17 protein-coding genes are annotated in these 21294 nt (G+C 73.4%); 12 read left to right on the top strand and 5 right to left on the bottom strand.

The genetic code is table 11. The annotated features are described in order from the left end of the window. Positions 1 to 7 precede the first annotated feature (7 nt). Both IH00_RS0113080 and IH00_RS0113075 read right to left on the bottom strand, forming a co-directional pair. Positions 8 to 235: a hypothetical protein gene (locus tag IH00_RS0113080; protein ID WP_031072956.1), complete on the bottom strand. Its 228-nt coding sequence runs from the start codon at positions 233 to 235 to the stop codon at positions 8 to 10. A 219-nt stretch (positions 236 to 454) separates the two neighbouring features. Further along, positions 455 to 3418: an SARP-family global regulator AfsR gene (locus IH00_RS0113075; RefSeq protein ID WP_031072954.1), complete on the bottom strand. Its 2964-nt coding sequence runs from the start codon at positions 3416 to 3418 to the stop codon at positions 455 to 457. 141 nt (positions 3419 to 3559) lie between these two features. Between IH00_RS0113075 and IH00_RS0113070 the strand changes: the two genes are divergently transcribed. Then, positions 3560 to 4789: an amidohydrolase family protein gene (locus IH00_RS0113070; RefSeq protein ID WP_031072952.1), complete on the top strand. Its 1230-nt coding sequence runs from the start codon at positions 3560 to 3562 to the stop codon at positions 4787 to 4789. Positions 4790 to 4801: 12 nt separating this feature from the next. Here IH00_RS0113070 and IH00_RS0113065 read toward each other — a convergent pair whose 3' ends face one another. Both IH00_RS0113065 and IH00_RS0113060 read right to left on the bottom strand, forming a co-directional pair. Continuing rightward, positions 4802 to 5680: an MBL fold metallo-hydrolase gene (locus IH00_RS0113065; RefSeq protein WP_052411366.1), complete on the bottom strand. Its 879-nt coding sequence runs from the start codon at positions 5678 to 5680 to the stop codon at positions 4802 to 4804. An 85-nt stretch (positions 5681 to 5765) separates the two neighbouring features. Then, positions 5766 to 6356, bottom strand: coding sequence for a helix-turn-helix domain-containing protein (locus tag IH00_RS0113060; RefSeq protein WP_031072949.1), 591 nt, complete (start codon positions 6354 to 6356; stop codon positions 5766 to 5768). Between the two features lie 122 nt (positions 6357 to 6478). Here IH00_RS0113060 and IH00_RS0113055 point away from each other — a divergent pair, with 122 nt between their 5' ends. The 9 genes from IH00_RS0113055 to IH00_RS0113015 all read left to right on the top strand — a co-directional run bounded on the left by IH00_RS0113055 (position 6479) and on the right by IH00_RS0113015 (position 16185). After that, positions 6479 to 7072 carry a pentapeptide repeat-containing protein gene (locus IH00_RS0113055; RefSeq protein WP_078887721.1) on the top strand — a complete coding sequence of 198 codons (594 nt, stop codon included), beginning with the start codon at positions 6479 to 6481 and terminating at the stop codon, positions 7070 to 7072. A 52-nt stretch (positions 7073 to 7124) separates the two neighbouring features. After that, a complete protein-coding gene (locus IH00_RS0113050; protein WP_031072946.1) occupies positions 7125 to 7538 on the top strand; it encodes a PaaI family thioesterase in 414 nt (137 codons plus the stop codon). Between the two features lie 94 nt (positions 7539 to 7632). Further along, a complete protein-coding gene (locus IH00_RS0113045; protein WP_031072945.1) occupies positions 7633 to 8553 on the top strand; it encodes an LLM class F420-dependent oxidoreductase in 921 nt (306 codons plus the stop codon). 10 nt (positions 8554 to 8563) lie between these two features. After that, entirely contained in the window at positions 8564 to 9325 is a 762-nt protein-coding gene (locus IH00_RS0113040; RefSeq protein WP_031072943.1) for an SDR family NAD(P)-dependent oxidoreductase, read from the top strand. Between the two features lie 116 nt (positions 9326 to 9441). Beyond that, the gene (locus IH00_RS0113035; protein WP_031072941.1) at positions 9442 to 10563 is read left to right on the top strand and encodes an LLM class flavin-dependent oxidoreductase; all 1122 of its coding nucleotides are present in this window, start codon (positions 9442 to 9444) and stop codon (positions 10561 to 10563) included. Positions 10564 to 10727: 164 nt separating this feature from the next. Then, positions 10728 to 12467 (top strand): N-acyl-D-amino-acid deacylase family protein, encoded by a 1740-nt coding sequence (locus IH00_RS0113030; protein WP_031072939.1) that lies wholly within the window; start codon positions 10728 to 10730, stop codon positions 12465 to 12467. Beyond that, positions 12464 to 13918 (top strand): aldehyde dehydrogenase family protein, encoded by a 1455-nt coding sequence (locus tag IH00_RS0113025; RefSeq protein ID WP_031072936.1) that lies wholly within the window; start codon positions 12464 to 12466, stop codon positions 13916 to 13918. Before IH00_RS0113030 ends, IH00_RS0113025 begins: the two co-directional genes overlap by 4 nt. 271 nt (positions 13919 to 14189) lie before the next feature. Beyond that, on the top strand, positions 14190 to 15761 hold the full coding sequence (locus tag IH00_RS0113020; RefSeq protein ID WP_031072934.1) for an APC family permease: 1572 nt from the start codon (positions 14190 to 14192) through the stop codon (positions 15759 to 15761). A 106-nt stretch (positions 15762 to 15867) separates the two neighbouring features. After that, a complete protein-coding gene (locus tag IH00_RS0113015) occupies positions 15868 to 16185 on the top strand; it encodes a cupin domain-containing protein (protein ID WP_031072932.1) in 318 nt (105 codons plus the stop codon). 61 nt (positions 16186 to 16246) lie between these two features. Here the strand turns inward: IH00_RS0113015 and IH00_RS0113010 are convergent, their stop codons facing one another. Further along, positions 16247 to 17707: a CehA/McbA family metallohydrolase gene (locus tag IH00_RS0113010; protein ID WP_031072930.1), complete on the bottom strand. Its 1461-nt coding sequence runs from the start codon at positions 17705 to 17707 to the stop codon at positions 16247 to 16249. An 88-nt stretch (positions 17708 to 17795) separates the two neighbouring features. Between IH00_RS0113010 and IH00_RS0113005 the strand changes: the two genes are divergently transcribed. After that, complete coding sequence (locus IH00_RS0113005) at positions 17796 to 18623, top strand: LLM class F420-dependent oxidoreductase (RefSeq protein WP_031072928.1); 828 nt, start codon at positions 17796 to 17798, stop codon at positions 18621 to 18623. A 26-nt stretch (positions 18624 to 18649) separates the two neighbouring features. Beyond that, on the top strand, positions 18650 to 21238 hold the full coding sequence (locus tag IH00_RS0113000) for a bifunctional FO biosynthesis protein CofGH (protein WP_031072927.1): 2589 nt from the start codon (positions 18650 to 18652) through the stop codon (positions 21236 to 21238). The last annotated feature ends 56 nt before the right edge of the window (positions 21239 to 21294 follow it).

Raw genomic sequence — 21294 nt, 5'->3', positions numbered from 1 at the left:
GTGGTGACTACTTCACCGGCTCCGAGGTGGCATGGATGTTCTCGGTCGACACGTCGCCCTCGTCCGCGGGCTCGGTCGTGGCGTGGATGTTCTTGGTGATGATCCGGTCCGCCGGCGACCCGGTCGCATGGATGTTCTTGGTCTCGATCTGCTCCGCCGCGGCGGTCGGCCTGGTGCCGGTGGCGTGGATGTTCGTCGGCTTGACGACGGGCTCGGTGTTGCTGGCGTCGCTCATGATCATCTCCCGTTGAAGTCACTCGGTCCGGTGTTCGGCGAGGCCCGCCCGGCTGTTCCCCCGAGGACGGCCGGACGGGCCTCTACAGGGCCGTTCACCCTAGTGCCTGGGAGCGACGGCCTCACCGGTGGCCCGCCTGCCCCCCGACGCGACGGGTCCGTGGAAAAGAGAATGACCGACCGCCATAAACGAACGATGAACGCCCAGTCCGGGGCGGTCCTACGCGGCCGGCACCGGCTTCAGCAGCGTCCGCACCTCGCCCGCCTCCGGCGAGTCCAGCTCCTCGTAGATGCCGAGGGCCTCCTGCCAGCACACCTGGGCACGGCCGCTCTGGCCGATGCCCGCCAGCGCCCGGCCGAGCACGGTCAGGACGTTCCCGCGCCGCCACTCGCCACCGATGCCGCGCAGCACCGTCAGCGCCATCTCCGCGTTCGCCGCGGCCTGCGCGTGCCGTCCCGCGGCGATGTCGACCTCGGCCAGACGGAACAGCGTCATGCCCTCCCACAGGCGCTGGCGGCTGTCCCGGAAGACCTCCAGCGCCTCCCCGAGCCGGTCCGCGGCCGCGGACAGCCGGCCGCTCTGCGTCAGCGCCAGGCCCAGGGCGTAGCGGCCGTTCGCCCCCTTGAGGGCATGCCCCATCCCGTCGTACATGGCCGTGCCCTCCTGGGCGAGGGTGACCGCGCTCGCGGTGCGGCCCATGGCCAGGTGGATGCGGGAGAGGTTGCACAGGGCGCTGGCCTCGCCGGCCCGGTCCTCGCACGCCCGGAAGTCCCGGATGGCCTCGGCGAGGTGGTTCTCGCCGTCGGCGTGGTTGTTCTGGTAGAGCGCGATGACCCCCCGGGTGTTCGCCGCCCAGCAGCGCGGCAGCGGGTCGTCGGCCTCCAGGGCCAGCGCCATCGCCTCGCGCGCCTCCTGGTCCGCCTGGTCGAAGCGCCCCGAGACGTGGTGGACGTAGGCCAGGGCGATGGCGGCGCGGGCCTCGGCCCTGCCGTCCCCGGAGCTGCGGGAGTCCTGCCGCAGGGCCGTCGCGACGGCTTCGTACCCCTTGGAGTTCGCCCCGGACTCCGCCAGGTCCAGCGCCGCCCACAGCAGGTCCACCGCCCGCCGCAGGGAGTCGCCGCCGGCCGACCGGCGCGCGCAGGCCAGCAGGCAGTCGGCCTCGGCGTAGAGCCAGTCCTGGGCCGCGTGCCGGTCCGCGAACGTCAGACCGCGGTACGTCGTCGGCTCCAGGTGGTCGACCAGGCGGTCGCCCGGGCGCTCGATCGCGTACACCCGCGCCGCCGTGGCCAGGTAGAAGTCGAGCAGCCGGGACAGGGCCAGGTCACGCTCCGCGGGCGGCTGTTCGTCGCGCTCCGCGCACGCCCGCGCGTAGAGGCGGACCAGGTCGTGGAAGCGGTAGCGGCCGGGGGCCGCGGACTCCAGCAGGGAGGCGTCCACGAGGGACTCCAGCAGGTCCTCGGCGTCGTGGAGCGGCAGGTCCAGGACGGCCGCCGCGGCCGCGAGGGAGATGTCCGGGCCGTCGGCGAGGCCCAGCAGGCGGAACGCGCGGGCCTGCGCCGGCTCCAGCTGCCCGTAACCGAGCTCGAACGTGGCCTTCACCGCGAGGTCGCCCGCCTGGAGCTCGTCGAGGCGGCGGCGCTCGTCGGCGAGCTTGGCCGCGAGGACCGAGACCGTCCAGGTGCGCCGCGCCGCCAGCCGCGACGCGGCGATGCGGATCGCGAGGGGCAGGAAACCGCAGGCGGCGACCACGTCCAGGGCCGCCTCGCGCTCCGCCTGGACACGCTCGGCGCCCACGATCCTGGTGAAGAGCTGGAGCGCCTCCTCCGGCGACATCACGTCGAGGTCGACCAGGTGCGCGCCCGCCAGGTCCACCATCCTCACGCGGCTGGTGACGAGGGCCGCGCACCCCGCCGTCCCCGGCAGCAGCGGGCGGACCTGCGCCGCGTCCCGCGCGTTGTCCAGCAGGACCAGCACCCGCCGCCCGTCCAGCGTCGAGCGGTACAGGGCGGCGCGCTCGTCGAGCGAGTCGGGGATGGCCGAGTCGGGCGTCCCGAGGGCCCGCAGGAAGGCGCCGAGCACGGTCTCCGGCTCCGCGGCCCGCGGGCCCGCGCCCTGGAGGTCCACGTACAGCTGGCCGTCCGGGAAGTGCGGCCGGGCGTCGTGCGCGACGTGCACGGCGAGCGTCGTCTTGCCGACCCCGCCGATGCCCGCGAGCGCCGACACCGCCATGACCGAGCCCTCGGCCGTGGCCAGCCGGTCGCGCAGCTCGCGGACGAACGCGGCCCGGCCGGTGAAGTCCGGGACCGTGGCCGGCAGTTGTGCCGGCCGGGACGGCTTCGGCGCGGTGGGCGGTTCCTCCACCGGGCGCGCCAGCTCCACGTCGGCCTGGAGGATGCGCTGCTGGAGCCGGGAGAGCTCCGGGGCGGGGTCGACGCCCAGCTCGTCGGCGAGCAGCCGGCGCGTGTCCGCGTACACGGCCAGTGCCTCGGCCTGCCGCCCGCTGCGGTACAGCGCCAGCATCAGCAGCTCCCGCAGCCGCTCGCGCAGCGGGTGCGCGGCGGTCAGGGCCGTCAGCTCGGACACCGCCTCCGCGTGGTGGCCGCACTCCAGGTCCAGGTCGAGCCGGGTCTCCAGGAGCGACAGCCGCCACTCCTCCAGGCGGGCGCGCTGCGTCTCGGCGTACGGTCCCGGCACGGAGGCGAGAGGCTCGCCGTCCCAGAGGCCCAGCGACTTGTTGATGAGCACCCGGGCCTGGTTGCGCTCGCCCGCCGCCCGTGCCTTCTCGGCCTCGGCGGCCAGCTCCTGCGCGACGTTCAGGTCGAGGGCGTCGGCGCGGCCGCGGATCGCGTACCCGCCGGACTCGCTGACCAGCACGCCCGGGGGCAGCACCTTGCGCAGGCGCGAGGCGTACGTGCGGACCGCGGCGAGCGCCTGTGAGGGCGGTTCGTCGCCCCAGATGGCGTCGATGAGCTCGGCGGCCGTGGCGGTGCGGCCGTCGCGCAGCAGCAGGGCGGCGAGCAGGGCCCGCTGCTGGGGCGACCCGGAGGGCAGGGGGTCGCCGTCGTGCCAGGCGCGGACCGGGCCGAGCACGCCGAAGCGCAGGTCGCCGCCTTCGCCGCCGGCGGGGGCCGGACGCGGAGCGCTCCGCTGCTCCGGCACTCGCGGCCCGTCTTCACGGTCCATAGCTCCCCCTGCCCGTACCGCTGGTCTCGCCCCGGACAGTCTGCCTTGTCGACGGCGTTTGCGTCAGCAGGGGGTGACGCTCTGCACAAGCTCCCCACCATGGAGCTGACGGGTCGTCAGTTCAGCGCTACGGTGGTGCGCATGGAGACCCAGGCGACCTTTCCGCGGATCATCTCGGTCGACGACCACACGGTGGAGCCCCCGCACGTCTGGCGGGACCGGCTCCCTTCCAGGTACCGGGACACCGGCCCGCGCGTCGTGCGGGCCCCCCTGAAGGAGATGACCTTCCTGGGCGGGCGGTTCGCCCCGGTCATGGGGGACCCGGGCGACGAGGGGCCCGTCGGGGACTGGTGGGTGTACGAGGACCTCCACCGGCCCCTCACCCGCCTCGACACCGCCGTCGGCTACGACCGCGACGAGATACGCCTGGAGGTCATCACCTACGAGCAGATGCGCCCCGGCTCGTACAGCGTCCCCGACCGCCTCGCCGACATGGACGTCAACCACGTCCAGTCCGCGCTGTGCTTCCCCACGTTCCCGCGCTTCTGCGGCCAGACCTTCACCGAGGCCGCCGACCGCGAACTGGGCCTGCTCGGCGTGCGCGCGTACAACGACTGGATGGTCGAGGAGTGGTGCGGCCCCGAGGCGCACGGCCGGCTCATCCCGCTGACCCTCGTGCCCCTGTGGGACGCCGGGCTCGCGGCGGCGGAGGTGCGGCGCAACGCCGCCCGGGGCGTACGGGCGGTGGCCTTCTCGGAGATCCCGCCGCGCCTCGGGCTGCCGTCGGTCCACACCGACGCCTGGGACCCCTTCCTCGCGGCGTGCGCCGAGACCGGCACGGTCGTCGCGATGCACATCGGCTCGTCGTCCAGGATGCCCTCGACCTCGGCGGACGCCCCGCCGGCCGTGGGCTCCACCATCACCTTCGCCAACTGCTGCTTCTCCCTGGTCGACTGGCTGATGAGCGGGAAGTTCGAGCGCTTCCCCGGCCTGAAGGTGATGTACGCCGAGGGCCAGATCGGCTGGATCCCGTACATCCTGGAGCGGGCGGACGTCGTGTGGGAAGAGAACCGCGCCTGGGGCGGCGTCGCCGGCAAGGTGACGCGGCCGCCGTCGGAGCTGTTCGCCGAACACGTCCACGGCTGCTTCTTCGACGACGCGTTCGGGCTGCGGAACCTCGATGCCATCGGTGTCGGCAACGTCCTGTACGAGACGGACTACCCGCACTCCGACTCGACCTGGCCGAAGTCGCGGGAGGTCGGCGAGGCGCAGATGGGCCACCTGGCGCCGGACGTGGTCGAGCGGATCGTCCGCGGGAACGCGATCGAGCTGCTGGGCCTGACGGAGGACGGACTCTGGGCCGGGGCGTGAGGCGGGGCGGGCTCAGGTCACCGCGGGGCCGACCGTGGGCCTCGCCTCCTCGGCGGCTTCCCCGGCCGCGGGAGCGGGCCGCCCGGGCCCTCCGGGCGGCTCGAAGCCGGCGAGCATCTCCTCCAGCGCGCGCTGGTCGGGCCCGACGAACGGGTCCGCGCCGGGCGCGGAGGCCACCAGGTCCAGGAACTGCGCCGCGCGGCCGGCCGCGGGCGGCAGGTGCGTGCTGAGGATCCGCTCGGGAGCCATGACGCGCAGCGGCTCCATCGTGGAGAGGAACGCCTCCCGGTCCACCAGGTGCACCCACGGGCTGTCGACCGTCGCCCACAGCATCTGGCCCGCCCGCAGCGCGTCCGGCGGTACGTCGCCCACGTCGTCCGCCATGGCCAGCTCCGGGCTGGGCATCGGTGCCCCGAAGCAGTCGGAGCTGAAGCAGATCCCCGAGTCGGTGTCGTAGAACCCGACCGTCGCGGGGTTGTCGAACAGCGGCGGCCGGAACCCCACCAGCGTCCGGTCGCCGACGTCGAGGCTCTGGCCCGGGTTGAGCAGGTACAAGCGGTCCATGGGCAGCGGGCGGTACGTCGACATGATCCCCGCGCCCAGGAAGGTGGTCACCACCCGCGCCTTCGGTGCCGCCGCGAGGAGGTCGAAGATCGCCCCCGTGTGGTCGCGGTCCGGGTGGGTCAGCCAGATCCACCGGACGTCGGGCACATCGACCGCCGACCCCAGCGCGTCCAGGAAGCCCCGGTCGGGGAGGCTGAGCCCGGTGTCGACGACGACGGGTTCCGCGGCGTGCAGCACGAAGGCGTTGACCGTCAGGAAACCGATGCCCGGCACGGGGAGGTGGTCGTTGAGGACGGTGACGTCACGTCCGAGGCGATGGATGATCATGCGATCGGGCCTCCTCCCTCCCGAGTCTCCTCGCGACGGGGACCGACATCAAGGGATGATCCGGTACGAAACGTCCACTTCTTCGTCAAATCTCCCGGGGCCGCGGCTTGGCCCGGAAGTGCATCCGCTCCCCCTGACGCCCCAGGAGACTCAGGAACTCGACGGGACCGTCCCCGGCGCTGCCGAACCAGTGCGGCACGCGCGTGTCGAACTCGGCCGCTTCGCCGGGCCCCAGCACCAGGTCGTGCTCGCCCAGCACCAGCCGCAGCCGCCCGGCGAGGACGTACATCCACTCGTACCCCTCGTGCACGCGCGGCTCCGGCTCGCTCCGGTCCGCCGGGATGACCACCTTCAGCGCCTGGAGCGGCCCGGGCTGCCGGGTCAGCGGCACGATCACCTTGTCGCCCGCACGCCGGGGCGCGAGCCGGACGCGCGGGTCGCCGACCTCGGGGGCGCCCACCAGCTCGTCGAGGGGGACCTGGTGAGCCTGTGCGATGGGCAGCAGCAGCTCCAGGCTGGGGCGGCGCTGACCGCTCTCCAGACGGGAGAGCGTGCTCTTGGAAATGCCGGTGGCCTCGGCGAGGGAGGTGAGGGTGATGCCGCGCCGGGTGCGCAGACGCTTGAGGCGGGGCCCGACGTCGGCCAGGACATCGGCGATCTTCGACGGCTGCTCCATGGCTCCACTTCACCCCCTCCTCCCGTCCCCGGCAATATCCGTTGCCGTTCCGGCAACGGCGGCCCGCCGGGGCGGCCCGCCGCGGCGGCCCGCTGTCAGTGGCCGGCTGTTCAATGGAACGCATGCCGAACGAACGCGACCTCGTCGTGCGGGGCGAGGACTGGTACGGCCGGGAGCTCGGGCCCGGGACCACGTACAGCGGGTGCACCTTCCACGACGCGGACTTCACCGAGGTCGTCAGCGAGGGTGCCGTGTTCGACGCGTGCACGTTCTCCGGCGTGCGCTTCAACGCCTCCCGTCACACCGACGCGGCGTTCACGAACTGCGTGTTCCGCGCGTGCGGCTTCTTCGACACGCGCTTCGAGCGCTGCAAGGTGGTGGGCAGCCGCTTCGAGCGGTCGACCTTCGCCCTGCTGGCGGTCAGCGGCGGTGACTGGTCGTTCGTCGGGCTCGACGGCGCCGACCTGCGCAAAGCCTCCTTCGAGGGCGTCCGGCTGCGCGAAGCCGGCTTCACGGGCGCCCGTCTGGACGGCGCGACGCTGACGTCGTGCGACCTGTCGGGGGCGGCGCTGGGCGGGGTGCGGCTGAAGGACGCGGACCTGCGCGGCAGCGATCTGTCGTCGCTGGACCCGCTCGCGGCGGAGGCGGCCGGCACCCGGATCGACCTGGAGCAGGCGGCGGTCATCGCGGCGGCGCTCGGGTACGACGTGGGGTGACCCCCGGGCGGCCCCGGGTTTCGCGGCGGCCGGGCGGCGGGAGCATCCCGGCATGACTCTTGAGATCGTCGAGGCGGAGAAGATCCTCGCCGGCAACTTCGCGCCCTGGGTGCTGGAGCTCGGACTGAGCGTCGTGGAGACGGGGGACGCGCACGCGGTGCTGCGGCTGCCGTGGGACGAGCGGCTCGCCCGGGAAGGCGGTGGGTTGTCGGGGCAGGCCCTGATGGCGGCGGCCGACACGGCGACCGTGATCGCGGTGTCCTCGGCGCGCGGCGCCTTCGTGCCCATGACCACGGTGCAGCAGTCCACCAGCTTCCAGCGGATGGTGGCCGGTGCCGACGTGCTCGTGGACGCGCGGATCACCAAGCTGGGCAGGCGGATGGCGTTCGCCGAGATCACCATGACGGCGGAGGGGGAGCCCGGGCCGGCCGCGCGGGCGTCCACGGTGTACGCGCTGCTGGGGTGAGGCTGGGGCGCCGCGGGGCTTGTCCGGCGGGGTGCCGGGCGCGACGATGGACCGGCCGCAGGAAACTGACGCAGCGTCAGATATGGGGTGGGGCATGGTCGCCTACGGGATTCAGCTGCCGGTCCAGTCGCGGAGCACCCTCTTCGCCGAGCCCTGGGAAGCGGGCGCCGGGCCGGAGGATCTCGCGGCGGTCGCCCGCGCCGCGGACCGGTGCGGGTTCGCGTACGTCGCCTGCTGCGACCACGTGGCGATCCCGCGGCGGCTCGCCGGCGCGATGAGCACGGTGTGGTACGACCCCGTGGCCACCCTCGCGTACCTCGCGGCGGTCACCCGCCGGGTGCGGCTGCTCAGCCATGTCGCGGTCGTCGGGCTCCGGCATCCGCTCGTGACGGCGAAGCAGTACGCGACCCTTGACCACCTGAGCGGGGGGCGGCTGGTCCTGGGGGTCGGCGCCGGGCACGTACGGGAGGAGTTCGACGCGCTGGGCGTGGACTTCGAGCGGCGCGGGGCGGTGCTGGACGAGGTCGTGGACGCGCTGAGGGCGGCGCTGGGCGAGGAGGAGTTCCCCGAGTTCCACGGGGAGCGGTACGCCTTCCGGGACCTCGGACAGCGGCCCCGCCCGGCGCAGCCGCGGGTACCGGTCTGGGTCGGCGGCTCGTCACCCGCCGCGCTGCGGCGCGCCGCGCTCAAGGGCGACGGGTGGCTGCCCCAGGGCGACCCGCGCGACCGGCTCCCGGCGCGGATCTCCCGGCTGCGGCGGCTGCGCGAGGAGGCGGGCGTCGCCGGGCCGTTCGCGGTCGGGGCCATCACCGAGGCGCTGTACGTCGGGGACGCGGCCTGGGAGGTCGGCCGGCGCACGCTCAGCGGCGGACCGGACGCGCTCGCCGAGTCGCTGCGCGCGTACGGGGCGATGGGCGTGGACCAGATACAGGTGCGGTTCCGCTCCCGGAGCCGCGAGGAGCTGACCGACCAGATGGGGGCGTTCGCCGCGGGCGTCGCCCCGCACCTGGGCTGAGGGGGCCGGCATGGGAAAACTCGACGGGCGGGTCGTGCTCATCACCGGGGCGGCGCGCGGGCAGGGCGAGCAGGAGGCGCGGCTCTTCGCGGCCGAGGGTGCCAGGGTGGTCCTCGCCGACGTGCTCGACGGGCGGGGGCGGGAGCTCGCCGCGGAGCTGGGGGCGGAGCGGGCGCTCTACGTGCACCTGGACGTGGGGTCCGAGGACGACTGGCACGCCGCCGTCGCGGCCGGGAAGGACGCCTTCGGCAGGATCGACGGGCTCGTCGGCAACGCCGGGATCCTGCGTGTCAACGAGCTCGTCTCGACACCACTGGAGGAGTTCCAGGAGGTCGTGCGCGTCAACCAGGTGGGGTGCTTCCTGGGGATCCGTACCGTCGCACCGGAGATCGCGGCCGCGGGCGGCGGCACCATCGTCACCACCGCCTCGTGCACCGCGCTGACGGGCATGGCGTACGTCGGCGCCTACACCGCCAGCAAGCACGCCGTGCTGGGCCTCACCCGGGTGGCGGCCCTGGAGCTGGCCGGCCGGGGGATCCGGGTCAACGCCGTGTGCCCCGGCGTCGTCGACACCCCCATGTCCCGCCCCGGCGGCGCGGACCCGGCCTCGGCCGGTGACTTCCACCGCAGGCTCGTGCCGCTGGGCCGGGCCGGGCGGGCCGAGGAGGTCGCGGCGCTGGCACTCTTCCTGAGCTGCGAGGACTCGGCGTACATCACCGGTCAGCCGTTCGTCGTGGACGGCGGCTGGCTGGCGGGCGTCCGGCCTTTCTGACGGATCGTCAGCTATTGACGGTGCGGGTGCCCGGTGGAACAGTCGGAATCTGACGAAGCGTCAGTCGAGCGGCAGGCTCCGAACGTGCCGTACGTGTCGTAGGGACGGTGAACCCCGTGGAATTCGGGCTCTTTGTACAGGGATACGTACCGGCCGAGCGGGCCCGGGCGGACCCCGAGGCGGAACACAAGGCGCTGATCGAGGAGACCGAGTACGTCATCCAGGCCGACAAGTCCGGCTTCAAGTACGCCTGGGCCTCCGAGCACCACTTCCTGGAGGAGTACTCGCACCTGTCGGCCAACGACGTGTACCTCGGGTACCTGGCGCACGCGACGGAGCGCATCCACCTCGGGTCCGGCATCTTCAACCCCCTCGCCCCGGTCAACCACCCCGTCAAGGTCGCCGAGAAGGTCGCCATGCTCGACCACCTCTCGCGCGGCCGCTTCGAGTTCGGCTCCGGGCGCGGCGCCGGGTCGCACGAGATCCTCGGGTTCCTGCCGGGCATCACCGACATGAACCACACCAAGGAGATCTGGGAGGAGACCATCGCCGAGTTCCCCAGGATGTGGCTCCACGACGAGTACCCGGGCTTCCAGGGGAAGCACTGGTCCCTGCCGCCCCGGAAGGTGCTGCCCAAGCCGTACGGCAAGGCCCACCCCGCCATGTGGTACGCGGCCGGCTCGCCGTCGTCGTACGCCATGGCCGGGAAGAAGGGGCTGGGCGTGCTCGGCTTCAGCGTGCAGAAGGTCTCCGACATGGAGTGGGTGGTCGACTCCTACAAGACGGCGGTGAAGGACGCCGAGCCGGTCGGGGCGTTCGTCAACGACAACGTGATGGTGACGTCGACGGCGATCTGCGCGGAGACGCACGCGAAGGCCGTCGCCATCGCGGCCGGCGGCGGGCTGCACTACCTGCAGTCGCTGCTGTTCCGCTACCACGACACCTTCCCGCGGCCCGAGGGGATACCCCGGTGGCCCGAGCTGCTGCCCGAGTACACCGAGGAGATCGTCGAGCTGCTCATCGCGGAGGAGCTGATGATCTGCGGGGACCCGGACGAAGTGCTGAGCCAGTGCAGGCGGTGGGAAGAGGCGGGGGCGGACCAGCTGTCGTTCGGGCTGCCGATCGGGGTGTCGTACGAGGACACGATGACGACGATCCGGCTGATCGGCGAGCACGTGATCCCCAGGATCGACACGGACCCGGTCCACCGCACCACCCGTTTCCGCGCCGCCGCCTAGGGGGCGTCTCCCCCCGGGGGCGTGTCGCGGGCGGGACGGGGACGCGGGGGCGCGGCATCCCGGGCCGCGGGCCCCGTACCGGCCCCGGCGGGAGGGCGCCCGCGGCCCCCTCCGGCCGGGGCGCACACCGAGGGGCCGCAGGGCCCGTGGGAGGAAGGGACGCCATGCTCGACCACCTGATCCGGGGCGCCGCCCTCGTCGACGGCACCGGTGCCCCCGCCCGCCCCGCGGACGTCGGGCTCAGGGACGGCCGCGTCGCGGTCGTCGCGCCCCCCGGCACCGTCACCGAGGCCACCCGCGGCAGCGAGGACGCCGACGGGCTCGTCCTCGCGCCCGGGTTCGTCGATCCGCACACCCACTACGACGCCCAGCTGTTCTGGGACCCGTACGCCACGCCCTCCATGAACCACGGCGTCACCACCGTCGTCGGCGGCAACTGCGGCTTCACCCTTGCACCGCTCCACCCCGGCCGGCCCGGGGACGCCGACTACACGCGCCGCATGATGGCCAAGGTCGAGGGCATGGCCCTCAGGGCGCTGGAGGAGGGCGTCGACTGGGGCTGGCACGGCTTCGGGGAGTACCTGGACGCCCTGGAGGGGCGCATCGCCGTGAACGCGGGGTTCATGGTGGGGCACTGCGCCCTGCGCAGGTACGTCATGGGCCCGGACGCCGTCGGCGGGCAGCCCGCGCCCGGGCAGCTCCGGGAGATGGTGCGGCTGCTGCACGACGCCATGGACGCCGGCGCCTGGGGCCTGTCCACCACCCAGTCGTCCACGCACGCGGACGGCGACGGCCGGCCCGTCGCGTCCCGGCACGCCACGCCCGCCGAGCTCCTCGCCCTCTCCCGGGCGGTCGGCGAGCACGAGGGAACGCAGATCGAAGCGATCGTCGCCGGGTGCCTCGACCGGTTCGAGGACGCCGAGATCGACCTGCTCGTCGAGATGAGTGCCGCGGCCGGGCGGCCGCTCAACTGGAACGTCCTCACCATCGACGCCGCCGTCCCCGACCGCGTTCCCCGGCAGCTGCTCGCGAGCGAGCGGGCCCGCAAGGCCGGCGGGCGGGTCGTGGCGCTGACCATGCCCATCCTGACCCCGATGAACATGTCCCTCGGCACCTTCTGCGCACTCAACCTGATCCCCGGGTGGGGAGAGGTCCTGGGGCTGCCGGTGCCCGAACGGATCGCCCTGCTCCGCGACCCGGCCGTCCGGGCGGAGATGCTGCGGCGCGCCCGGTCGAAGGAGGCCGGGGTCTTCCGGCGGCTCGCCGACTTCGCCCGGTACGTCATCGGCGACACCTACAGCCCGGCGAACGAGGGGCTGACGGGCAGGGTCGTGCGGGACATCGCACAGGAGAGGGGGCAGGACCCCTTCCAGTGCCTGGTCGAGATCTGCGCCCACGACGACCTGCGCACCGTGCTGTGGCCCATGCCCACCGACAACGACCCCGCCTCCTGGGCGCTGCGCCGCGAGACCTGGGCGCACGAGGACGTGCTGCTCGGCGGCTCGGACGCGGGAGCGCACCTGGACCGGATGTGCGGCGCCCCCTACACCACGCGGTTCATCGGCGACTGCCTGCGCGGCCGCCGGCTGGTCGGCCTGGAGCGGGCGGTGCGGATGCTCACCGACGACCCGGCGCGCCTCTTCGGGCTGCGCGGGCGCGGGCGCGTCGCCGAGGGCTACCACGCCGACCTGGTGCTCTTCGACCCCGGACGGATCGACGCCGGGCCCGCCTCCCTCGTCCACGACCTGCCGGGCGACAGCCCGCGCCTGGACTCGCGCGCCCTGGGAATCGTGTCGGTGCGGGTCAACGGCGTCGAGACGGTACGGGACGACCGGGTCACCGGCGCGGTCCCGGGCACGGTCCTGCGCTCCGGGCGGGACACCAGGACGGTGTCCACGCGATGACGCGGGAGCGGCTGTACGTGGGGGGAGAGTGGGTCGAGCCGGACGGCGGGCACTACGAGGTGATCGACCCCGCCACCGAGGAGGTCGTCGGCCTCGCTCCCGAGGCGAGCCCGGCCCAGGTGCGCGAGGCCGCGCGCGCCGCCCGCGCGGCGTTCGCGAGCTGGTCGCGCACCCGCCCGGAGGAGCGCGCGGCCGTGCTGGACCGGGCCGCCGACCTCATGGCACGGGACGCCCCGGCGCACGCCCGCCTCGCGCGGGCCGAGAGCGGGGCCACCACCGCCACCGCGCGCGGCATGCAGGTCGCCGTGGCGATCGCGCGGTTCCGGCGGTACGCGAAGGGCGCGCTGGAGCCGGTCGAGCAGGCGATCCCGCCGCAGATCCACGAGGCCGGGCCCATGGGGCGGGCCGGCGTCCTCGGCGCGGTGGCGGTGCGCCGCCCGGTGGGCGTGGTCACCTGCATCACCTCGTACAACAACCCGTGGGCCAACCCGGCCGGCAAGATCGCTCCGGCGCTCGCCATGGGCAACACGGTGGTCGTGAAGCCCGCCCCGCAGGATCCGCTCTCCGTGTACGCCATGGCGCGTGCCCTCGAGGAGGCGGGGGCGCCGCCGGGCGTGGTCAACGTCGTCACGGGCTCGGGGCCGGAGGCCGGTGCGGCGGCGGTGGCCTCGCCGGACGTCGACATGGTCAGCTTCACCGGTTCGACGGCGGTCGGGCAGCGCATCGGCGAGGTCTGCGGGCGCGAACTGAAGCGGCAGCTGCTGGAACTCGGCGGCAAGGGTGCGGCGCTGGTCTTCGACGACGCCGACCTGACCGCGGCGATCGGCGGCATCGGTACGACGTTCTCCTTCTACAGCGGCCAGATCTGCACGGCTCCGACGCGGGTGCTGGCGCAGCGCCGGGTGTACGGCCGGCTGGTGGAGGGGCTGGCGGCGTACCTGGGCCGGATGACGGTGGGGGACCCGGCCGACCCGGGGACGGTCGTCGGCCCGGTGATCTCGGCCGCGCACCGCGACCGGGTGGAGGCGTACGTCGAACTGGGCCGCGAGGAGGGTGCGCGGGTCCTGCGGCACGGCCGCGCCCCGGCGCACGGGAAGGGTTTCTACGTCACCCCGGCGCTGCTGACCGACTGCACGAGCGGCATGCGGGTGGTCCGGGAGGAGATCTTCGGGCCGGTGGTGGTGGTCGTGCCGTTCGACGACGAGGAGGAGGGCATCGCGCTCGCCGGCGACAGCGACTACGGCCTGATCGACTACGTCTGGTCGGCGGATGTGGCCCGTGCCTTCCGGGTGGCGGCGCGGTTGCGGGCCGGCGGTGTCGGCGTGAACACGGTCGGACGCAACATGGAGGCGCCGTTCGGCGGCTTCCGCAAGAGCGGGGTGGGGCGGGACGTCGGCTCCTACGCGCTGCACGCCTACAGCGAGTTGCAGGCCGTCGTCTGGCCCGGGTGACACCCGTACGGAGCACGGCCCGCGGCGTGCCGGGAGGCGCCCGGGTAGCGGCCCCAAAAAGTCTTGGGAAAATTTGAAAGGCGGCAAAACGGACACCGCTGCGGTTCCCGCATATCGAACGGCGGGCTGAGCGCCTACCAAATCACACGACTGAACCGCGACAAATCTTTGAATCCTTGACCGATAGGCGGCCGCCACCTGGTAAAGCAAGGAAAAGATCGCGGAGTTCCGTCCTCCGGATGTGGAAACCGCAGCACCTAACGTCCTTCGCATGACTCAGGTGGAAGCACGGCCCCAGGCCGGAGACACGGTAAGGGGCGTCGCCGGGATGGGCGACTCCGGCGACTTCAAGAGCAAGGGGCTCGGCGGGAACTCCGTCGGCCTGGTGGGCAGCGCCGTCATCGGCATCTCGACCGTCGCCCCCGTCTACTGTCTGACCTCGACCCTCGGCTCCACGGCCGGCGAGGTCGGCCTCCAGATGCCCGCCGTCTTCCTGGCCGGGTTCCTCCCCATGCTTCTCGTCGCCTTCGCGTACCGGGAGCTCAACAAGGTGATGCCGGACTGCGGCACCTCCTTCACCTGGACCGTGAAGGCGTTCGGCCCCAGGATCGGCTGGATGTGCGGCTGGGGCCTGGTGATCGCCACGATCATCGTCCTCTCCAACCTCGCGGGCGTCGCCACCTCGTACTTCTGGCTGCTGGCCGGTGAGATCGCCGGCAACCCGGACGTCGCCGCACTGGACGACAACAAGGCCGTCCACATCCTCACCTGCCTGATCCTCATCGCCATCGCGACCGCCATCAGCTACCGCGGCATGACCGCCACCAAGGGCGTGCAGTACGCCCTGGTCGGCCTCCAGCTCGCGGTCCTCGGCGTCTTCGTCGTCCTGGCCTTCACCAAGGTGGGCAGCCCGGAGTTCACCACCGGCGTGGACTTCTCCTGGTCTTGGATGAACCCGTTCGCGGTCGAGTCCTTCTCCGCCTTCACCGCCGGCCTCTCACTCGCGATCTTCATCTACTGGGGCTGGGACGCCTGCATGGCGACCAACGAGGAGACCACCGGCAGCGCCAGGACCCCCGGCCGCGCCGCGCTCATCACCATGGTCGTGCTGGTCGGCTCGTACCTCGCCACCGGCATCGCCGCGCAGATGGTCGTCGGCTCCGGCGACAAGGGCCTCGGCCTGGCCAACCCGGACACCTCCGACAACGTCTTCGCCGCCCTCGCCGGCCCCGTCATGGGCAGCGTCCTCGGCGTCACCCTCTTCGTCGCCGTCCTCGCCTCCGCCGCCGCCAGCCTCCAGACCACCTTCATCCCGGTGGCGCGCACGGTCCTCGCCATGTCGACGTACGAGGCCCTGCCGCACTCCTTCACCAAGGTCCACCCGCGGTTCAGGACCCCGGGCCTGGCGACGGTCGTCGCCGGCGTCGCCACCGGCGTCTTCTACACGGTGATGACGCTGGTCAGCGAGAACGTCCTGGTCGACACGATCTACGCGCTCGGCCTGATGATCTGCTTCTACTACGCCCTGACGGCCTTCGCCTGCGTCTGGTACTTCCGCAAGGAGCTGACGCGCTCCGCCAGGGACGCGTTCTTCAAGGGCGTCCTGCCGGCCCTCGGCGGCCTCATGCTGACCGCGGTCTTCGCCAAGACCCTGTACGACATGTGGGACCCGGCCTACGGCTCCGGCTCCTCCGTCCTCGGCATGGGCTCCGTCTTCGTGATCGGCGTCGGCCTGCTCCTCCTGGGCGTGGTGATCATGCTGGTGATGCAGCGCCGCAGCCCCGCCTTCTTCCGGGGCGAGGTCCTCACCAAGGACACCCCGTCGCTGGTGGTCGCCGACTGACGACGCACCCGGGCAACACCTGAGCCGGAAGGGCGGCCACCGTGGGACGGCACGGCGGCCGCCCTTCCGTATGCGGGGAAAGCGGCCACGCGGCAAGGTGGAGCGTATGTACGACCTCAACGACATCGCCGAGGAACACCTCAAGGCCGCCCACGCCGACGAGCACGGCCGCAGCGCCAACCTGATCCTGCGCGACCCGCCCCTGCGCCAGACCGTCATCGCGCTCACCGCCGGCACCGCCCTGGACGAGCACACCCCGCCGCCCGCCTCCTCGATCCAGGTCCTGCGGGGCGTGGTGAAGGTGACGGGCCCCTCCGGGGACAAGGAACTGACCATGGGGGCCCTGTACCTGATGCCGCACGAGCGGCACGGCCTGAAGGCCGTGACGGACGCGGCCGTCCTGCTCACCGCCGTGAACGACTGACGCGGAAGAACCGGTCGGCGCGGCACCGGGCAGGGCGCTCCCCCTGGGCGCCCCGGGGCCCTCACCCCAGGAACACCGGATTCGTGAAGGCCGCGAGCGCGCCCGGCAGGCCCGTCACCGGGGCGCCCGCCGGGTGGCGTACCTCCGCGCGGACGTACGCGGCGTACGCCGGGGTCGTCGTCCACTCCGCACCGCCCGTGCCCGACGCGGGCAGCGCCGCCGTGTGCAGCACACCCTGGTCGGTGACGAAGCGGACCGTGCAGCCCGGCGCGCCGGTCACCTCCAGGCGGACGGCCACCGGGGCGTCCGGCGCCACGCGCAGCCGCCCGCCGATCCCGGCGTGCGCGCCGCGCCCGCCCGCCGCCGAGAACGCCAGCGAGACGGCCGACGACTCGGCGACGTACGAGCGCCCGGCCCGCAGCCCGTCCAGGACCGCCTCCCGCGTCAGGTCGTCAGCCAGCACCACGGTCTGCGGCTCGCCCACCCGCTGCGGCTCGCGGTGCGCGTCACTGCTGCCCATCGCCGGTATCCAGCGGCCCCGGCCCGCGCTCAGCGTGGCGTCCCAGTCGGCCAGCGCCACCTCGTCGTCCGGGGTCCAGGGGCCGTTCCAGACCTCCACCGCATCGGCCTCGGCGAAGCCGAACCTCCAGGAGCAGCCGACACAGGTGGCGTGCGGGTGCGCCGGCACGACCAGCCCGCCGGCGCGCCGGATCTCCCGGGCGTAGTGCCCGAACCGGTTGTCGCGCGCCCGGTAGCGCCAGTCGACGAACGTGCCGGGGTCGGTGCCGAGCGCCACGACGTGACCGGTGCGCGTCGTGACCTCCTCGCCGGTCAGGACGAGCAGGTCCTCGCCCCACAGGCCCTCCCACGCGCCGTGCGCCGCGTGCGTGTTGTGCTCGGAGGTGTTGATGAAGTCCAGCCCGGCGGCCCGCGCGGCCGCGGCGATCTCCGCGGGCGTGCGGCGGCCGTCCGAGTACACCGAGTGCAGGTGGCAGTCACCGCGGTACCAGGCCCGCCCGCGTCCCCGCGCCCGCTGCGGCGGGTACACCGGCCGCGGCGTCACCCCCGCGGGCCCGTGCTCGATCCCGACCGTCACCGTGTACGCCAGGCCCTGCGGGGCCACCGTGTACGGCCCGAGGACGAGGTGCCACGTCCCGGCGCGCACGGGCCCCGGGAGGTAGCCCGGCGTCGCCGCGTCGGCCCGCAGGAAGAACTCCGACCGCGCGCCCCCCGACCAGCCGCGGAACCCGCGCCCGCCGAGACCGGTCCCGCGCTCGTCGAAGATGCCGATGTCGAGGGCGTTGCCCTGCGTCCCCGCGGGCACGGCGGGCCGGTCGTACGCGTACGACACCCGCAGCTCCCGCACCCCGGGCGGGACCTCGACCGGCAGGTACACGTAGTCGGGCGAACCGGGCGGCAGCGTGCCGCGCACGACCACCTCCGAGCGGCCGCCCGTGAAGCCCACACCCGGCAGTGCGAACGCCCCCGCCGCCCCCGCCACGAACTCCCGCCTGCCCAGCATGGACCCACCCTCCCCGTACGAGGTGAACGCGCCGACAACGTACGCCGACGGTCTCGGAATCCGCCGCAGTACGCCATACGTTGACCGCATGCGCATCGCGACCACGATCTTCCTGACCGATCAGACGATCACGCCCGTACGGCTCGCACGCGAGCTGGAGCAGCGCGGATTCGCGGGCCTCTACCTGCCCGAGCACAGCCACATCCCCGTCGAGCGCACCAGCCCCTACCCGGCCGGCGGTGTCCTGCCGCCCGAGTACGGCCGCTGCCTCGACGCGTTCGTGGCGCTCGGCCAGGCCGCCGCCGTCACCGAACGGCTCGGCCTCGGCACCGGCATCACCCTCGTCGCCCAGCACGACCCGATCGACCTGGCCAAGCAGATCGCCACCCTCGACCACCTCTCCGGCGGCCGCTTCACCCTCGGCGTCGGCTACGGCTGGAACCGCGAGGAGGCCGAGGACCACGGCGTGGTCTGGCGCACCCGGCGCGACCGCACCCACGACGCACTGGCCCTCATGCGGGCCCTGTGGGCGGAGGAACCGACCGCCCACCAAGGCGAGTTCCACTCGGTACGCGCCTCCAGCGCGTGGCCCAAACCGGCGGGCGGCGCTCCCCGGATCCTGTTCGGCGGCGCGGCCGGCCCCAAGCTCTTCTCCCGCATCGCCGCGCACGCCGACGGCTGGATGCCCATCGGCGGCCGCGGCCTGACCGAGACCGTCCCCGCCCTGCGCGACGCCTGGGAGAAGGCGGACCGCGACCCGGCCGCCCTGCGGGTCGTGCCCTACGCGGTCCGCCCGAGCGCCGGCAAGCTCGACCGCTTCGCGGAGCTCGGCATCACGGAGGTGGTGGCGCAACTCCCCGCCGCCTCCGAGCCGGAGGTGCTGCGCACGCTGGACGACTATGCCCAGTACCTGTAGGGATTCCGTCCTCGTATGCTCGGTCCATGACCGTTGACCAGCACGGAAGCCCCACCCGGAACGCCATGCGCCGCGCCCTGAAGCGGGCCCGGGACGGGGTGGCGCTGGACGTCGCCGAGGCCGCCGTGCTGCTGCAGGCGCGCGGGGAGGACCTGCGGGACCTCACCGCGTCCGCCGCGCGGGTGCGGGACGCCGGTCTGGAGGCGGCCGGGCGCGGCGGGGTCATCACGTACTCGAAGAGCGTCTTCATCCCCCTGACCCGGCTGTGCCGCGACAAGTGCCACTACTGCACCTTCGCCACCGTGCCCGGCAAGCTGCGCAGGGCGGGACACGGGCTCTACATGTCGCCGGACGAGGTGCTGGACATCGCGCGGCGCGGCGCCGGACTGGGCTGCAAGGAAGCCCTCATCACGCTGGGGGACAAGCCCGAGGACCGCTGGCCCGAGGCCCGGGAGTGGCTGGACGCGCACGGCTACGACGACACCCTCGCGTACGTACGGGCCATGGCGATCCGGATCCTCGAGGAGACCGGGCTGCTGCCGCACCTGAACCCGGGCGTCATGTCGTGGACCGACTTCCAGCGGCTCAAGCCCGTCGCCCCCTCCATGGGCATGATGCTGGAGACCACCGCGACCCGGCTCTGGTCGGAGCCGGGCGGCCCGCACCACGGCTCCCCGGACAAGGAGCCCGCCGTGCGGCTGCGCGTCCTGGAGGACGCCGGGCGCTCCTCCGTGCCGTTCACCAGCGGGCTGCTCATCGGCATCGGCGAGACGTACGAGGAGCGGGCCGAGTCCCTCTTCGCGCTGCGCCGCGTCGCCCGCGCCTACCACGGCATCCAGGAACTCATCATCCAGAACTTCCGCGCCAAGCCGGACACGGCGATGCGCGGCATGCCCGACGCCGAGCTGGACGACCTGGTCGCCACGATCGCCGTCGCCCGGCACATCATGGGCCCCTCCGCCTGTCTCCAGGCCCCGCCGAACCTGGTCGACGGGGAGTACGGGCGGATCGTCGCCGCCGGCATCGACGACTGGGGCGGGGTCTCCCCGGTCACCATCGACCACGTGAACCCGGAGCGGCCCTGGCCGCGGATCGAGGCCCTCGCCGCGCAGTCCGCCGCCGCGGGCTTCGAGCTGCGCGAACGCCTCTGCGTCTACCCCGAGTTCGTCCGGCGCGGCGAGCCGTGGCTCGACCCGCGGCTGCTGCCGCACGTGACCGCGCTCGCCGACCCCGCGACCGGCCTGGCGAACCCGGACGCGCCCGTCCGCGGCCTGCCGTGGCAGGAACCCGACGAGACGTTCACCGGCTCGGGCCGCACCGACCTGCACCGCACCATCGACACCACCGGGCGCACCCACGACCGGCGGGACGACTTCGACGAGGTGTACGGCGACTGGGAGGCGCTGCGCGAGGCCGCCGCGCCCGGCATGGTGCCGCAGCGCATCGACACGGACGCGCGGGACGCGCTGCGGCAGGCCGCCGACGACCCGGCCGGGCTGACCGACGACCAGGCCCTGGCGCTGCTGCACGCGGACGGACCCGCGCTGGACGCCCTCACCCGCATCGCCGACGACGTCCGCCGCGACACGGTCGGCGACGACGTCACCTACGTCGTCACCCGCAACATCAACTTCACCAACGTCTGCTACACCGGCTGCCGCTTCTGCGCCTTCGCCCAGCGCCGTACCGACGCCGACGCGTACACCCTCTCCCTGGACCAGGTCGCCGACCGGGCGCAGCAGGCGTGGGAGATCGGCGCGGTCGAGGTGTGCATGCAGGGCGGCATCCACCCGGACCTGCCGGGCACGGCGTACTTCGACATCGCGCGGGCCGTGAAGCGGCGCGTCCCGGACATGCACGTCCACGCCTTCTCGCCGATGGAGATCGTCAACGGCGCCACCCGGACCGGACTGTCCGTCCGCGAATGGCTGACGGCGGCCAAGGAGGCCGGTCTGGACTCCATTCCGGGAACGGCCGCGGAGATCCTCGACGACGAGGTGCGCTGGGTCCTCACCAAGGGCAAACTGCCGGCCGCCACCTGGATCGAGGTGGTGAGGACCGCCCACGAGCTCGGCATCCGCTCCTCCTCGACCATGATGTACGGGCACGTCGACCAGCCCCGCCACTGGCTCGGCCACTTCCGCACGCTCTCCCGCATCCAGCAGGAGACCGGCGGCTTCACCGAGTTCGTCACGCTGCCGTTCATCCACACCAACGCCCCTGTCTACCTCGCGGGCATCGCCCGCCCCGGCCCCACGGTCCGCGACAACCGCGCGGTCACCGCCATGGCCCGCCTCCTGCTCCACCCGCACATCCCCAATATCCAGACGAGCTGGGTCAAACTCGGCGCGGACGGCGCCGCCGAGATGCTCCGCTCCGGCGCCAACGACCTGGGCGGCACCCTCATGGAGGAGACCATCTCCCGGATGGCGGGCTCCCGTTACGGCTCCTACCGCTCCATCCGGGACCTCGTCGCCATGGCGGAGTCGGCGGGCCGCCCCGCCCGGCCCCGCACGACGCTGTACGGCGAGGTGCCCGAGGAGCGCATCCGCACGGCGGCCGCCTCCGACGGGCACCTGCCGGAGCTGCTGCCGGTGCTGGACGCCCCGGTATGAACCCGCCCAGAAGCCGCCAGGAGGGGGAACGGCCGCATAACACGCGGCCCCCGGAC

Source organism: Streptomyces sp. NRRL S-118 (assembly GCF_000716335.1).
GTDB lineage: Bacteria > Actinomycetota > Actinomycetes > Streptomycetales > Streptomycetaceae > Streptomyces.
The sequence above is the reverse complement of the archived record's forward strand: the minus strand, read 5'-3'. Positions and strand labels throughout refer to the sequence as shown.

Coding starts and splice junctions, on each gene's coding strand:
- IH00_RS0113080 (WP_031072956.1), bottom strand. CDS start 235: ATGAGCGACGCCAGCAACACCGAGCCCGTCGTCAAGCCGACGAACATC.
- IH00_RS0113075 (WP_031072954.1), bottom strand. CDS start 3,418: ATGGACCGTGAAGACGGGCCGCGAGTGCCGGAGCAGCGGAGCGCTCCG.
- IH00_RS0113070 (WP_031072952.1), top strand. CDS start 3,560: ATGGAGACCCAGGCGACCTTTCCGCGGATCATCTCGGTCGACGACCAC.
- IH00_RS0113065 (WP_052411366.1), bottom strand. CDS start 5,680: ATGATCATCCATCGCCTCGGACGTGACGTCACCGTCCTCAACGACCAC.
- IH00_RS0113060 (WP_031072949.1), bottom strand. CDS start 6,356: ATGGAGCAGCCGTCGAAGATCGCCGATGTCCTGGCCGACGTCGGGCCC.
- IH00_RS0113055 (WP_078887721.1), top strand. CDS start 6,479: ATGCCGAACGAACGCGACCTCGTCGTGCGGGGCGAGGACTGGTACGGC.
- IH00_RS0113050 (WP_031072946.1), top strand. CDS start 7,125: ATGACTCTTGAGATCGTCGAGGCGGAGAAGATCCTCGCCGGCAACTTC.
- IH00_RS0113045 (WP_031072945.1), top strand. CDS start 7,633: ATGGTCGCCTACGGGATTCAGCTGCCGGTCCAGTCGCGGAGCACCCTC.
- IH00_RS0113040 (WP_031072943.1), top strand. CDS start 8,564: ATGGGAAAACTCGACGGGCGGGTCGTGCTCATCACCGGGGCGGCGCGC.
- IH00_RS0113030 (WP_031072939.1), top strand. CDS start 10,728: ATGCTCGACCACCTGATCCGGGGCGCCGCCCTCGTCGACGGCACCGGT.
- IH00_RS0113025 (WP_031072936.1), top strand. CDS start 12,464: ATGACGCGGGAGCGGCTGTACGTGGGGGGAGAGTGGGTCGAGCCGGAC.
- IH00_RS0113020 (WP_031072934.1), top strand. CDS start 14,190: ATGACTCAGGTGGAAGCACGGCCCCAGGCCGGAGACACGGTAAGGGGC.
- IH00_RS0113015 (WP_031072932.1), top strand. CDS start 15,868: ATGTACGACCTCAACGACATCGCCGAGGAACACCTCAAGGCCGCCCAC.
- IH00_RS0113010 (WP_031072930.1), bottom strand. CDS start 17,707: ATGCTGGGCAGGCGGGAGTTCGTGGCGGGGGCGGCGGGGGCGTTCGCA.
- IH00_RS0113005 (WP_031072928.1), top strand. CDS start 17,796: ATGCGCATCGCGACCACGATCTTCCTGACCGATCAGACGATCACGCCC.
- IH00_RS0113000 (WP_031072927.1), top strand. CDS start 18,650: ATGACCGTTGACCAGCACGGAAGCCCCACCCGGAACGCCATGCGCCGC.